The sequence below is a fragment of the Oligosphaera ethanolica genome (genome assembly GCF_030814695.1).
Classification (GTDB): domain Bacteria; phylum Verrucomicrobiota; class Lentisphaeria; order Oligosphaerales; family Oligosphaeraceae; genus Oligosphaera; species Oligosphaera ethanolica.
In genome coordinates this window covers 5,316,106-5,328,643 of sequence record NZ_JAUSVL010000001.1, presented here as the reverse complement: position 1 = coordinate 5,328,643, position 12,538 = coordinate 5,316,106, and the positions used below count along the sequence as shown (strand labels likewise).

At 61.3% G+C, this 12,538-nt stretch carries 11 protein-coding genes; 3 read left to right on the top strand and 8 right to left on the bottom strand.

Going from position 1 to position 12,538, the window contains the following annotated elements:
- Nucleotides 1-15: 15 nt before the first annotated feature.
- The 4 genes from J3R75_RS18410 to J3R75_RS18395 form a co-directional block, all read right to left on the bottom strand.
- The gene (locus J3R75_RS18410; protein WP_307264829.1) at nucleotides 16-1,824 is read right to left on the bottom strand and encodes a DUF7619 domain-containing protein; all 1,809 of its coding nucleotides are present in this window, start codon (nucleotides 1,822-1,824) and stop codon (nucleotides 16-18) included.
- Nucleotides 1,825-1,974: 150 nt separating this feature from the next.
- A complete protein-coding gene (locus J3R75_RS18405) occupies nucleotides 1,975-2,607 on the bottom strand; it encodes a hypothetical protein (protein ID WP_307264826.1) in 633 nt (210 codons plus the stop codon).
- Nucleotides 2,604-3,146 (bottom strand): hypothetical protein, encoded by a 543-nt coding sequence (locus J3R75_RS18400; RefSeq protein WP_307264823.1) that lies wholly within the window; start codon nucleotides 3,144-3,146, stop codon nucleotides 2,604-2,606. The genes J3R75_RS18405 and J3R75_RS18400 overlap by 4 nt, the downstream gene beginning before the upstream one ends.
- Before the next feature lie 333 nt (nucleotides 3,147-3,479).
- On the bottom strand, nucleotides 3,480-4,070 hold the full coding sequence (locus tag J3R75_RS18395) for a hypothetical protein (protein ID WP_307264820.1): 591 nt from the start codon (nucleotides 4,068-4,070) through the stop codon (nucleotides 3,480-3,482).
- Between the two features lie 595 nt (nucleotides 4,071-4,665).
- Between J3R75_RS18395 and J3R75_RS18390 the strand changes: the two genes are divergently transcribed.
- Together J3R75_RS18390 and J3R75_RS18385 are read left to right on the top strand one after the other, a co-directional pair.
- Nucleotides 4,666-4,842, top strand: coding sequence for a hypothetical protein (locus J3R75_RS18390; RefSeq protein WP_307264818.1), 177 nt, complete (start codon nucleotides 4,666-4,668; stop codon nucleotides 4,840-4,842).
- A 672-nt stretch (nucleotides 4,843-5,514) separates the two neighbouring features.
- On the top strand, nucleotides 5,515-5,691 hold the full coding sequence (locus J3R75_RS18385; RefSeq protein WP_307264815.1) for a hypothetical protein: 177 nt from the start codon (nucleotides 5,515-5,517) through the stop codon (nucleotides 5,689-5,691).
- Nucleotides 5,692-6,289: 598 nt separating this feature from the next.
- Here the strand turns inward: J3R75_RS18385 and J3R75_RS18380 are convergent.
- The 4 genes from J3R75_RS18380 to J3R75_RS18365 all read right to left on the bottom strand — a co-directional run bounded on the left by J3R75_RS18380 (nucleotide 6,290) and on the right by J3R75_RS18365 (nucleotide 11,802).
- Nucleotides 6,290-7,195, bottom strand: a complete 906-nt coding sequence (locus J3R75_RS18380; RefSeq protein WP_307264812.1) for a hypothetical protein — start codon at nucleotides 7,193-7,195, stop codon at nucleotides 6,290-6,292.
- 486 nt (nucleotides 7,196-7,681) lie between these two features.
- Nucleotides 7,682-8,449, bottom strand: a complete 768-nt coding sequence (locus tag J3R75_RS18375) for a glucosamine-6-phosphate deaminase (RefSeq protein ID WP_307264809.1) — start codon at nucleotides 8,447-8,449, stop codon at nucleotides 7,682-7,684.
- 303 nt (nucleotides 8,450-8,752) lie between these two features.
- On the bottom strand, nucleotides 8,753-10,252 hold the full coding sequence (locus J3R75_RS18370; protein ID WP_307264806.1) for a sulfatase family protein: 1,500 nt from the start codon (nucleotides 10,250-10,252) through the stop codon (nucleotides 8,753-8,755).
- 47 nt (nucleotides 10,253-10,299) lie between these two features.
- Nucleotides 10,300-11,802, bottom strand: a complete 1,503-nt coding sequence (locus J3R75_RS18365) for a sulfatase family protein (protein ID WP_307264804.1) — start codon at nucleotides 11,800-11,802, stop codon at nucleotides 10,300-10,302.
- 141 nt (nucleotides 11,803-11,943) lie between these two features.
- Between J3R75_RS18365 and J3R75_RS18360 the strand changes: the two genes are divergently transcribed.
- Nucleotides 11,944-12,255, top strand: a complete 312-nt coding sequence (locus J3R75_RS18360) for a hypothetical protein (RefSeq protein ID WP_307264801.1) — start codon at nucleotides 11,944-11,946, stop codon at nucleotides 12,253-12,255.
- Nucleotides 12,256-12,538: the final 283 nt, after the last annotated feature.

The following is a 12,538-nucleotide window of genomic DNA, read 5'->3' as shown; positions in this document are numbered from 1 at the left end:
GGACGCGCAGACTTATCAGTTGTCGATGGTGACCTTGAACTGGATGATGAAGACGCCGCCGGCGCCGAGGGATACGGCGGTGTTGACGACGGCGTTGTTGCCAGTGTCGTAGTGGGCGCCATCAGCATCAGCGGCGTCGCTTCTGGCGACGAGGGTGGCTAGGGAGGAACCGGTCTTGATGGAAGCGGGCACATAGGTGGTGAACTGGGGTACGAAGTCGGAGATGATGACGGACGTGGCCACGCCAGTGCCGTTGTTGGTGGCGGTGACGGTGTAGGTCAGTTCGGTGCCGGGAGGCTGATTGCCCAGCGGTGCTACTTCCTTGATGACCGCGAGTATCGGTGCGGTGATGGTGGTCGTATAGCTCTGGGTGTCGCTGACGTTGGTGTCGTTGCTGGACGTGCCGGTGATGGTCAAGGTGTCGGTGGACTGGTCCAGACTGCCGGCGGGAATGGTCGTTTTGACCAGGATGCTTAGGCTCTGATTCTGGTTGAGTGAGCCGGTGTCGATCTTGCCGTCGCCGTCGGTATCGGTAAGCAGGTAGTCGCCATTGTCGCCGGCGATGCCGCCGCCGTCGGTATCGACCCAGTACTGCCACACCAGGCCGCTGCTGGACGTGTAGGTCAAGTCGATGACATCGGCGGCGTTACCGGTGTTGGTGATGACCAGCGGGTAGGTGACCACGTCGCCGGGATTGGCGGACTTGGCAATGACCGTGGTGGACAGATCGACGCCGGGGAGGTTTTCGACGTTGAAGGACGCCGAGGTGGACTGGATGGGCGGCTGGGCGTTGCCGCCGATGCTGTAGTCGATCTGGGCGATATTGCTGACGCCGGTGCCGATAGGGACGTTGGCATTGATGGTCACCTGGAAATAGATACGGCCAGAGCTGGAGGCATCAGGCGCGGGCTTGGCTTCGCCCCAGGTCATGGTGACTTTGCCGGGGTTGGTGATGTTGAAGTCGCAGCCATCGGCGTCAACGGCGTCGGTCATAGCAGCGGCGGTGGCGTAGGTGCTGGCGACGGTGCCGAAGCGGATACTGCCGGGGACGTAGGTGGTGTTGGCGGGAATGGCGTCGGTAATGACGACATTCTGAGCGGGAGCGGTACCGGTGTTGGCACCTTCAATGGCGTAGGTGATGACATCGCCGGGCTTGTAGGCCGGTGAGTCAACGACGAACTTGGTGACGGTAAGGGCGGCGTCCTGGGTAGTGGCGGTGTAGACGCCGGCGTCGGAGACCGTGCCATCGAATTGGGATGTGGCGGTGAGCGTGGAGATGCCGGCGGTGTTGATGGGCGTCAGGGCGGGTATGTCCACTTCGAGAATGAGCTGGAAGGTGGCGTCGGCGGCGAGCAGCGTGGTACTGGTGACAAGGGTGTCCTCGCCGGCGTCGCGAATGCCGTTGCCGTTGGCGTCCAGGTACATGCGGGTGGTCCAGGTCCTGTCGTTGACGGTGGCCAAGTCGAAGGTGTCCGGGCCATTGCCGTTGTTGACGACGCTGACGCTGAAGGACACGGTGGTGCCTTGCGGGCCGGTGGCGTTGGAGGTGTCCGGGGTGACATCGACGGCGGCGACCTGGCTGACGATGGTGGTCACGGTGTTGGAATAGACCGTGGGCAGGGCGTTGCCGTTGGCGTCATTGTAGTCGGCCTGGGCGCGGTTGGTGATGGCGGTACCGGCGGGGGTGCCGACGGCCATGGCAAAGGGGCTGAGGCAGGCCATGACCAGCATGGCGATGAGGACGCGAATGGACGGACGAATTTTCATGGTTCCTCCTGGGGGTTGAGTGAGCTTACGGATGACGATGGTAGACATGGTTGACATGGTGTTTACTCCTTCTAATACTGGTTGTTAGGGGCTTGTGAAAAAATGGGTTATGCTTTGTTGGTGATGGTTGTGGCCTTTCTTTTTCTCGTTGGTTTGTTAGGATGGATGAAGAGAAGTTTGAGAGATAAGTAAAAATGGGCTTGGGCCTTATTTGACTTTGACTTTGTAGCTGACTTTGCCGCCAGTGCCGGGGGGCAGCGGCGTGGTGAATTGCCATTTGAGGTGCGTGAAGAGGTCGGCGGGAGCGGGTTCGCGGAAGATTTTGCCGTCGTCTTTTTTGACGGGGATGGTAATGGGCAGGGGCAGGAAGGACTCGCCGCCATTGATGCTGAAGACGACGTCGAGGTCGCTGGCCTGCTGCTGGCTGCCCAGGATGAGGCGCGTGCCTTCAGGGATGACGCCGGTGATGCTGGCACCGTCGGCGGCGGTGGCGCCGTTGTTGACGTAGGCGATGGTGTAGAGGAGGACATCACCGCCTTGAGTGCTGGTGACGGGAAGGAGCTCAATGACTTCCTTGCCGTCTTTCATGGTACGGACCTCCTTGGCGTCGCTGAGGGTCAAGTCCAGCTTGGGCTTGGCGGCGTCCTGGGCGGAGAGGAAGGTCGTGAGGAGGAGGCAGAGGCTGATGACGAGGCGGGGGAGACTCTGGGTGAGACGGGCGGAGGTGAGTTTCGTGGACATGGTTTGGGTCCTTTCTGGCGCATTGGCGCCGTGGGTGCTGGGAATAAGCTGCGATTGCAGTTGGAAATAGGTGCGGGTTGTTAGGGTGATGCTGTTCATTCAATCACCACCTTGAAGAAGACTTTGCCCTCGTCGGTACCGGACAGGTCGACGCCGTCGTTGGCGGCGACGCTGTGGATGAGGAACATGATGAGGGTGCCATTGAGGGTGCCGGCGTCGGCATCGGCGACATCCGTGAGGACGGCGGCAGCGTCGTAGCTGCTGTTGGCGAGGCCGAGGCGCATGGAGCCGGGGACATAGCGGGTGAAAGCGGGTACGGCGTCCATGATGACCACGGTGTGTGCGGCGGCGGCGCCGGCATTGCGGAAGGCGATGCTGTAGATGATTTCGCTACCGGGGGGAGCACTGTCATGGCTGACGGCTTTGGTCAGCGCCATCATCGGCGCGGCGTTGGCGACGCTGTCCGTGCGGGCTTGATTGCGGAGGAGATTGGCGTCAATGCCGTCGATGTAACTGGCCGTGACGGTGGTGGCGCTGGTGACCTGGATAGTGCCGTCATTGAGAACGACGGCGGGGGCGCTGACGGTCATGATGGAGCCGGTGAAGACGCCGGTGTTGACGCCGGTTTCCGTCAGCACGATGTTCTCGACATCGCCGCCAAGGCTGGTGAGAGTGACGGCGACCGAGTTGATGCCCGTGGTGTTGGAATTCTGGTCGGCGTCATCGACGCGGAGGTACAGGCGGTCGCCGGCGGAGAAGACCGTGACATCGCCATTGCCGGTGAGGTCGGCGACGAAACGGAGGGTGCCTGTGGTCGGCGTGGTCCCCAGGAAGGTGGTGTAGTCGGAAAACCCGTTGAGGAGATCGGCGGCGCTGAGGAGGTCGCCGCCATTTTCCGTAAGGCTATTGGCGCTGCTGGAGGCGCCACCGAAGATGCGTAGCGGCGAGTTGTCCAGGAGGCCAGTGTACTGCTAGAGGACGTCGTAGGGGAGACGCCAGTCGAGGAAGTAGTCCTGGTCGCCGTTGAAGGCGGTGTCGGCAACGCTGATCTGGTAGTTGCCCGCGAGGCCCAGGGTATAGACGATCGCTGCGGTTTTGTCGCCGGGGTCGTTGATGGTTCCCTGGACGGTGTTGTGTTCAAGGAGGATCGACTCGTTCTTGTCGATGCAGTCCACCATGATCAGCCACTCGAAGTCGGTGGCGACCATGTTGGTATCGAAGATGACGCCCCAGCCAAAGGACTGCAGGAGGCCCTGACCGCCAGTACCGGCGGGACTAGAGTCCAGGCGCAAGCGAAAATAGAGGTTGATGCCGTCGTTGAAGAGGTAGAGGGATGGGGACGCGGTGGAGCCGACGATATTGCGCGAGCCATTGGTGTCGGTATTACTGTCATAGACAATGGCACCACCGCGATAGACGGGCAGCCACTGGGCAGTGGTTGGCCAGGCGTGGAGGGAGGCGCCTACCGTGAACAGGGCAAAGAAAAAAACAACGAAAAACTTTACTCCTGGGCGCCGTTGCGGCTGGCGCGGGAGTGTGGTGGCGCTGGGCAACGCCGACATAGTGTGGTCAAGCCCACAGACGTGGTCAAGATCAGTAGTGGGTATCACCGATAGGCATTTCTTCGTGTGGTGAACGGGGGGCTCACCATAGGAATTGGAGTTTGGCCCGTGGGATAATGTCCGCACGGGAGATGACAATAACGAACAAAACCAACACAGACGCTGCCTTCGAACGCATTGCCAAGGTGCGGGGGCTCTTCGGTGATAGCAGGCCCTGTGGCCTTGTCAGCACCCGCGCGAGCTTGTGTTCCGTTCCACTGGAATGTGGATGTAATGACTCCCTTGATTGTGTCGTGGGATAGTAAAGTGATGCGCAAGGCGGAAAACAAGAGATAGGAATGATTCGCAGAAAATATATTTGTGATTGGTCAGTAACCGCCCCGGTGTGGAAGACACCCGGGACAATTTGCCGGAAACTCACGGCCCGCCGCCGCCCAACCATCCGACCTTGATTTCCGCCGACCTTTGCGGCAGCGGAGTCATAGCGGGCCCAGAGTAGCAGCGGCTTCCAGCCGCTGTGCGCACGGCTCGTGCGGCGGGGGAGACAGGCCGGGTACGATCGGCGTGGATGACGAGGACGGTTCAATGAGCCGTCTTGTCGGAGTGGGCGAGACGCCCACTCCACGGCCGCGAGACGACATCGGCAAGTAACCACCCCGGTGTGGAAAACACCCGGGACAATTTGCAGGAAACCCACAGCCAACCGCCGCCCAGCCATTCGATCTTGATTTCCGCCGACCTTTGCGGCAGCGTGTTTCATAGGAGTGATTGATGTTGGATGCACGATATGCCTCTCTCCGGTGCGGTGAGTCTGGACGTGCCTGGCCAATGTGGCGCCCTCCGGGCGCAATTCCAAGTTGCTGTCACACCCCGGGTTGCGGCGCCCTCCGGGCGCCTCACCCGGGGATATGCATGGTACGGCCCTCCGGGCCGAACTTGGCCGATCTGGCATTTTATTGCCGCGAAGCGGCAGAAGCGCTGAAAGCGCGAAACATACCAGCCCAGGGCAAGCACGCTGAAAGCGTGCGCCGCCCTGGGTGCAACGGCGACTATAGTCGTGTTCCTCGGCCCCTTTGGCCCTAGTCGGCGAAGCTGACTGGGGCCAAAGGGGCAATGGAACTCACTTGCATACCCGGGGGTGACGTCGGCGGCATGCCTGGCATCCGTTATCAATCGCTGACCGATTTTCGCCGACCTTTGCGCCAGCGGGTTTCATAGGAGTAACCACCACGGTGTGGAAAACACCGGGGACAATTTGCCGGAAACTCACGGCCAGTCGCCGCCCAACCATCCGACCTTGATTTCCGCCGACCTTTGCGGCAGCGGAGTCATAGCGGGCCCAGAGTAGCAGCGGCTTCCAGCCGCTGTGCGCACGGCTCGTGCGGCGGGGGAGACAGGCCGGGTACGATCGGCGTGGATGACGAGGACGGTTCAATGAGCCGTTTTGTCGGAGTGGGCGAGACGCCCACTCCACGGCCGCGAGACGACATCGGCAAGTAACCACCACGGTGTGGAAAACACCCGGGACAATTTGCCGGAAACCCACGGCCCGCCGCCGCCCAGCCATCCGACCTTGATTTCTGCCGACCTTTGCGGCAGCGTGTTTCATAGGAGTGATTGATGTTGGATGCACGATATGCCTCTCTCCGGTGCGGTGAGTCTGGACGTGCCTGGCCAATGTGGCGCCCTCCGGGCGCAATTCCAAGTTGCTGTCACACCCCGGGTTGCGGCGCCCTCCGGGCGCCTCACCCGGGGATATGCATGGTACGGCCCTCCGGGCCGAACTTGGCCGATCTGGCATTTTATTGCCGCGAAGCGGCAGAAGCGCTGAAAGCGCGAAACATACCAGCCCAGGGCAAGCACGCTGAAAGCGTGCGCCGCCCTGGGTGCAACGGCGACTATAGTCGTGTTCCTCGGCCCCTTTGGCCCTAGTCGGCGAAGCTGACTGGGGCCAAAGGGGCAATGGAACTCACTTGCATACCCGGGGGTGACGTCGGCGGCATGCCTGGCATCCGTTATCAATCGCTGACCGATTTTCGCCGACATTTGCGCCAGCGGGTTTCATCGGTTAGCCAGTGATAGCAGCCGGAGCGCAGCATTTTGTTTTCAGCGCCTTCCCGCCGCCGGGACGGCGGCGCTCCCAGGATCAATGCCGCCGGGACGGCCTTTGGCCCCCGTGAGGGTGTGCGGCCGATTTAGCCGCAATCTGCGGATAGCACTTAGTATTCATCCATCCGGAGGAGGCGGTGTGGGTTGGTCCAGACGACCTTGGTGATGTCTTCTTCGGTCAGCAGTTTTTCCTGGCGGAGGAAATCCGCGCATTGTGGCAGGAGTGAGGCGCTGCCGACCAGGCACTGCTTACTGTCGTTGTAGAGCAGGCCATTGTCGTGGAGGGTGGCGTCATTGCTGCCCATCAGGTGGTATTTCCCGGGCGGCAGCCCGGTGACGGACGATGCGTCGCTGGTCACCACCAACTTGTCCACGCCTTTGCAACGAATGATGCAGTGGATAAGTTCTGCGGGCAGGTGATGGCCGTCCGAAATGATCATTGCAGTCAGCTCATCGTCGGCCAGGCCGCTCCAGATGGGATTGTGATGGCGGTGGATCATATTGGGCAGGCCATTGCCCAAATGCGTCAGCGCGTCAGCATGAATGGCGGCCATTTGCGCTGATGTTGCCAGCTGGTGCCCCAGCGATACGGTGATGCCCAGGTTATGCGCGCAAGCCGCTGTCTCGGGTGCGCCTGGCAATTCCGCCGCCAGCGTCAGCAGCCGCAGCCGCCCTCCGGCCATTGTCTGTAATTCGCGCAGCGCCGTCGGGGTCGGCAGACGCGTCTTGCTCGGATCATGCGCCCCGACCGCTCCCGGCTCCGATGAGATGAATGGTCCTTCCAAATGAAATCCAGGGACTGCGTAGTCCAGGCCATGCGCACTAATCGCCTTGGCCAGCAATGGCAGATTGCGTTGGTAGAGTTCCCATGACGACGTGATCAGCGTCGGCAAAAAACGCGTCACGCCGGCCGCCAGCACGCGCTCGGCACAGCGGCAAAAGTCGTCCGCAGTCAGTCCTGGCGCCGAAAAGTCCACCCCGAAGGCGCCATTGACTTGCAAATCAAAGTACTTCATAGTGTTACCTTTTTCACCATCACTAGATAAGCAAGGGTTCCAGTGCCCGCTTGGCCCCAGTCAGCTTCGCCGACTGGGGCCAAGCGGGCCGAGGAACACGGCCAGAGTTGGCGTTGTACCCAGGGCGGCGCACGCTTTCAGCGTGCTTGCCCTGGGCTGGTATGTTTCGCGCTTTCAGCGCTTCTGCCGCTTCGCGGCGAGGAAAACGGGCACGTTTGGCTCAGCCTGACGCTCTATGGTTCACGTATTGATGACTCCTATGAAACCCGCTGCCGCAATCGGTCAGCCATTGATATTGGATGCACGACATGCCCCCTCTGACGCGGTGAGACGGGACGTGCCTAACCAATGTGGCGCCCTCCAGGCGCAATTCCAAGTTGTTGTCACACCCCTGGTTGCGGCGCCCTCCGGGCGCCTCGCCAGGGGTTATGCATGGTACGGCCCTCCGGGCAGAACTTGGCCGATCAGACGACTTGCTTTATCTGCTTAGCGGCGGCAGAATTTGCGGGTGATGGCCGAGAGTTCGGCGGCGGCGGCCTCATCGCAGAACGTGCTGCAGTCCGGGTGCAGGCGAATGACCGACGCCGGGTGATTGGGACACATGTCGCCCTCGATGCTGATTTTGACGGCATGTGCCTTGCGGGTGTCCGGGACCGTGTTGACGATGCACTGACTCTGCAGGATCTGCCACACACTCATGGAAATGGCCTGTCTCGGCACGGCATCCAGGTTAGGAAACCACCCCTCGCCCAATTGCTGGCGGCGGCATTTTTCGTCCAGTTCGACCACGAGATACGGCTCCTCGGTGGTGAAATCAGCTGGCGGGTCGTTGAATGCCACGTGGCCATTTTCACCGATGCCGATAAAGCACACATCGATAGGCCGCGCCTTGATGGCCGCGCCCAATTCCGCGCAGACTCGCGACGGATCCGCCGCGCTGCCATCGACATAGTGTGCCTTTTTCAGTGCCGTCGGCAGCTTGGCCACAAAGCGCTCCTTAATGTACTTGCGAAAGCTCGCCGGATGTGTCTCGGGCAGTCCCACGTATTCGTCCAGATGGAACAGGGTGACCTTCGACCAGTCGATACCCGGCGCTGCCGCCAAGGTCGCCAGCATCACAAACTGGCTGGCGCCGGTCGCCACAATGATGTTCGCCTCGCCGCGTCGCGCCTGGACTTCCCGCAGACGCTGCGCGCCGTACTGTCCCGCCGCTACACCGCATTGCTCCGCATTCGCATAAATCGCCAGACTCATCACACACCTCGTTTTCGTCCTTGATACTGCGCAATCCCGCGTTGCCTGTCTCTATCCTCCCTGGAGTACACCAGGGACATACCATACCAGCCCGCACACCCTTCGCCACGTAAGCGCAGAACAATTTACGCAACCAGCAGACGATCCGCAGATATTGGCTGCGGGTCGTTTATATCCGCAGATTAGGCCGATTAACGCCAATTATGGCTGCGGGTCTTGTTTTATCCACAGATTACGCAGATTATCGCAGATTTTTTTTGCGAGTGTCTTTTGTCATCTGCGTCATCTGCGGATAGGGCCAACTTATCGCGGGTCGGTAATGCGGGGGACGACATCGGCGGTTTCGACGAGCCAGCGCAGGGTTCGTTCGCGGAGGGTAGCGATGGCGTCGCGGTATGCCGGGTTGTCGATGGCATTGTGGAGTTCGGCGGGGTCCTTGGTCAGGTCGTAGAATTCGTCGTCTTCGTAGAGTCGGTAGACGTATTTGGCGTTGGCGGTACGGCACATGACGGCCTTGCTGTGCCAAGGGTGGTCGTCGAGGACCTGCAGGGAGCAGCGTGGCCAGTAGAGGCCTTCAGGGTCGAATGCCGACGAACTTTCGGTTTCGGCGGACTGCATTTCGCCTTTGCGGCGGCCGCCTTCGCAGAAGACGGCGTCGCGCAGGGGCGTGGCGGGGTCGGCCAGGCTGGGCAGGAGTGACATGCCAAAGCGGTCGTAGCCGGGATCAATGTGAGTCAGATCGTAGACTGTTTCGGTGAAATCGACGAGTTCCACCAAGCCATCGCGGATGCCCGGGGAAAGCGGCTGGTCTTTGGGTGGCTTGACGATCAGCGGCACGCGGGTGAGACAGTCTTCGAAGGTATTTTGCGTTTTTTCGACCAGGCCGTAATCGCCGGTGAAGTCGCCGTGGTCGGCGAAGAGGAAGAGGGCGCTGTCGTCGTAATGGCCGTGGTCTTTGAGGGCATCGACGAGCAGTTCGAGCTGGCGGTCGAGACGCGTGCACATGCCGTAGTAAGTCGCGCGGAGTTCGTTCCAGCGTTCTTCGGGCCAGTTGCGGAGACCCTGGCGATCGCGGATGCCCTGAAGCAGGCGGGGCTTGGCCGGGTCGTCGATCCCTGGAATACGCGGGGGGAGCTTTTGGCGGTCGGTGCAGCTGTAGTAGGGCTCTTCCACGGCGTATGGCGGGTGCGGGTTGGCCAGGGGCAGGTAGAGACAGAAGGGCTGTTCGGAGCGGTAGTCGCGGATGAAGTCGATGGCGGCGAGCACATGAGCCCAGTCGCCATCGCAATAGAGCTCTTCGTTGCCGGCGTCGAGTTTACCACAGAAGAAGCTGTAGTAGTTGTCGCCGTCTTTGGGGCCGCGCCATTGCGGGGCGGTGCCGTGGGTGCCGGGGCGGAGGGTGAGGCCGCGGGCTTTGAGTGCGGCGCGGTCAGGGCGGTGATGGACATCGCAGTGCTCGCTGAAGGTGCTGCCGCCGGGAATGAGGTCGTTTTTGCCGCCCCACCAGACCGTGTAGCCGTGGCTTTTCAGTTCGCGCAGGAGATTGGTTTCGTCATGTTCGGCGTGGAGCATGTGGTGCATGGTGCGATGTCCGCGGACATGGGGATACCAGCCCGTCATGAAGCTGCAACGGCTGGGCGTGCAGACGGGATTCTGGCAGTAAGCGTGGCGGAAGGACACGGCGTCATCCGCCACCAGGCGATCAAGGAAGGGCGTCACGGCGGCGGGATTGCCCAAGTGACCCATGACGTCGCCGCGCCACTGGTCGGGATTGAAAATGATGATGTTGGGTTGTCGTGGCATAATGAGAGCCTTGTTTGCTGGCGAAGGACGTCTTCGCGGGCGTGTTGTCAGTCCTGCTGGTAGCCATCCGGGAAGCAGATTTTATGCAGGTGGTGGTCTTGGAAGAGCAGACGTGCGTCGGGGTCACGGCGGAAACTGTCATCATAGCGTGGGTTGGCCTTCCAGTCGAGCAGGCCATTTTTTTCGACGTAGGCGTGGTCGAGCTGGTTGTCCTTGAGTCTTTGCAGAAGGGCGGTCTTGAGGGTCTTTTTGACCTCGGCGAGGCTGCTGAGGGCGCTGCGATTGCGGCGTTCAAGAGGATCGACCTGGCGGTCGAAGAGGAATTCGCGCTGATCGCCGGCGGACCAGACGTACTTATAGCGGTCGTCAGCGACCATGTAGAGCGCGGTGTTGTCGTTACTGTACTGCGAGAAGACGAATCGCCGCTGGCACTTGCCGGCGGCGATGGCGGCCAGATCGCAGCCGTCGAGGCCGCGGCCGGCGCAGATGCCGCCGGCGGCATTGATGAGGGTGGGGAAGATATCCACCAGCGAGGTCGCGGTCGCGCAGCGCGCATCAGCGGTGAAGGCGCGGGGATAGCGGACAAGGAGGGGTACTCTTGCCGAGGCATCGTGCATGCCGCGTTTGCCAAAGCAGTCGTAATCGCCGAGATACTCGCCGTGATCGGAGGCGAAGACGATGACCGTGTTGTCCAGCTCGCCGTGCTTGGCCAGCTCCGCCATGACGCGGCCGACCTGGTAGTCCACGAAGGAGATGGTGGCGTAGTAGTAGGCTTTCATGTTGCGCAGGAGATTGTCGTCAATGCCCTGGTCGCGGTATTTGTAGCGGTTCTGGAAGTGATTGACCCAGACGAGGAGCGATTCGGCGTCCTGCGGCACTTCTGGCAGGGGCATGTCCGGCGAGCGGTAGAGTTTGTGCCAGGGCTTTGGCGGCGCAAAGGGCGGGTGGGGATGAATGAAGCTGGAGAAGAGGAACCAGGGCTGGTCGCTGGCGTTGGCGCGGCGCTGGCGGATGAAGTCGATACTGCGGTCGCCGATCCATTGGCTGGGATGCTCGGCGGCCGGGTGCAGCGATATCTGTGGCACATAGTACATCTCGCCGCGGGTGCCGTGGGGCTCGTCGTGATCCGCGCCTTTGTCGGCCAGCCAGCGACAGTAGTCGTCTTTGTCCGGATCGGAGCAGCATTCTTCCTGGATCAGCCGTTCGGCGAAGCCGCGCATGGCGGCCTTGTCGGGCGTGAAATGACATTTGCCGATGGCGGCGCAGTGGTAGCCCAGTTCGGCGAGAGCGGCCGGCAGCGAACGGCCGTTGTCATCGGGCATGCGCGTGTTTTCAGCTAGGCCAGTGCGGAAAGGATAAAGGCCGTAGTGCATAGCGAAGCGCGCGGGAATGCACACCGGCGATGGCGAGTAACAGCTGGTGAAGGCCGTGCCTTCGCGCACCAGCCGGTCGAGATTGGGCGTGCGGATGACCTCGTTGCCAAGTGCGTGGATGGTGTCATGCCGTTGCATGTCCGTGAAAAATAACAGAATGTTGGGCTGTTTGCTCATGCGGTCCTCGGACTGGTGTAGGGTGGGGGAGTGGGAAAGTGGGCACGATCGGATAACGTCGCCAACAGGCCCAATGTAATACCCATCGCCAAAGCCGCGAACAGTTTTTTGCGGACGGATCGGGCGGATCGTAACCGGTCAGTGTACACCCCGGCGCTTCGCTGGGACAATTTGCAGGAAACCCACGGCCCGCCGCCGCCCAGCCATCCGACCTTGATTTCCGCCGACCTTTGCGGCAACGTGTTTCATAGGAGTAACCGCCCCGGTGGGGAAAACACCGGGGACAATTTGCAGGAAACCCACGGCCCGCCGCCGTCCAGCCATTTCACAAGGGGCGCGCAACAAAGGGTCACAGCGCAAAATTGCCGCCGCAAGCCAGTGAGTTCCATTGCCCCTTTGGCTCCAGTCAGCTGCGCCGACTGGGGCCAAAGGGGCCGAGGAACACGAGCGTAGAGGGCGCGCTACCCAGGGCGGCGCGCGCCTTCGGCGCCGCTTGCCCTGGGCTGGTATGTTTCGCGCTTTCAGCGCTTCTGCCGCTTCGCGGCGGAAATGCACGACGAGAAAAGGTTGCTTGGTTGAACAAGTGCCATGGATACCGTTACATGAAGAGCATCGGTTTCATAGGAGTAACCGCCCCGGTGTTTTCCCCACCGGGGTGGTTACTGATCGATTACCAGCCATCGCGTCATGCTGACGGATGGAGCTGGCGGGCTAGGGCGAGAGAATGAGCAAGAGG

Excerpts from the sequence above, each read along its gene's own strand:
- J3R75_RS18380 (WP_307264812.1), bottom strand. The coding sequence starts at position 7,195 with ATGAAGTACTTTGATTTGCAAGTCAATGGCGCCTTCGGGGTGGACTTT.
- J3R75_RS18395 (WP_307264820.1), bottom strand. The coding sequence starts at position 4,070 with ATGTCGGCGTTGCCCAGCGCCACCACACTCCCGCGCCAGCCGCAACGG.
- J3R75_RS18370 (WP_307264806.1), bottom strand. The coding sequence starts at position 10,252 with ATGCCACGACAACCCAACATCATCATTTTCAATCCCGACCAGTGGCGC.
- J3R75_RS18365 (WP_307264804.1), bottom strand. The coding sequence starts at position 11,802 with ATGAGCAAACAGCCCAACATTCTGTTATTTTTCACGGACATGCAACGG.
- J3R75_RS18375 (WP_307264809.1), bottom strand. The coding sequence starts at position 8,449 with ATGAGTCTGGCGATTTATGCGAATGCGGAGCAATGCGGTGTAGCGGCG.
- J3R75_RS18410 (WP_307264829.1), bottom strand. The coding sequence starts at position 1,824 with ATGTCAACCATGTCTACCATCGTCATCCGTAAGCTCACTCAACCCCCA.
- J3R75_RS18405 (WP_307264826.1), bottom strand. The coding sequence starts at position 2,607 with ATGAACAGCATCACCCTAACAACCCGCACCTATTTCCAACTGCAATCG.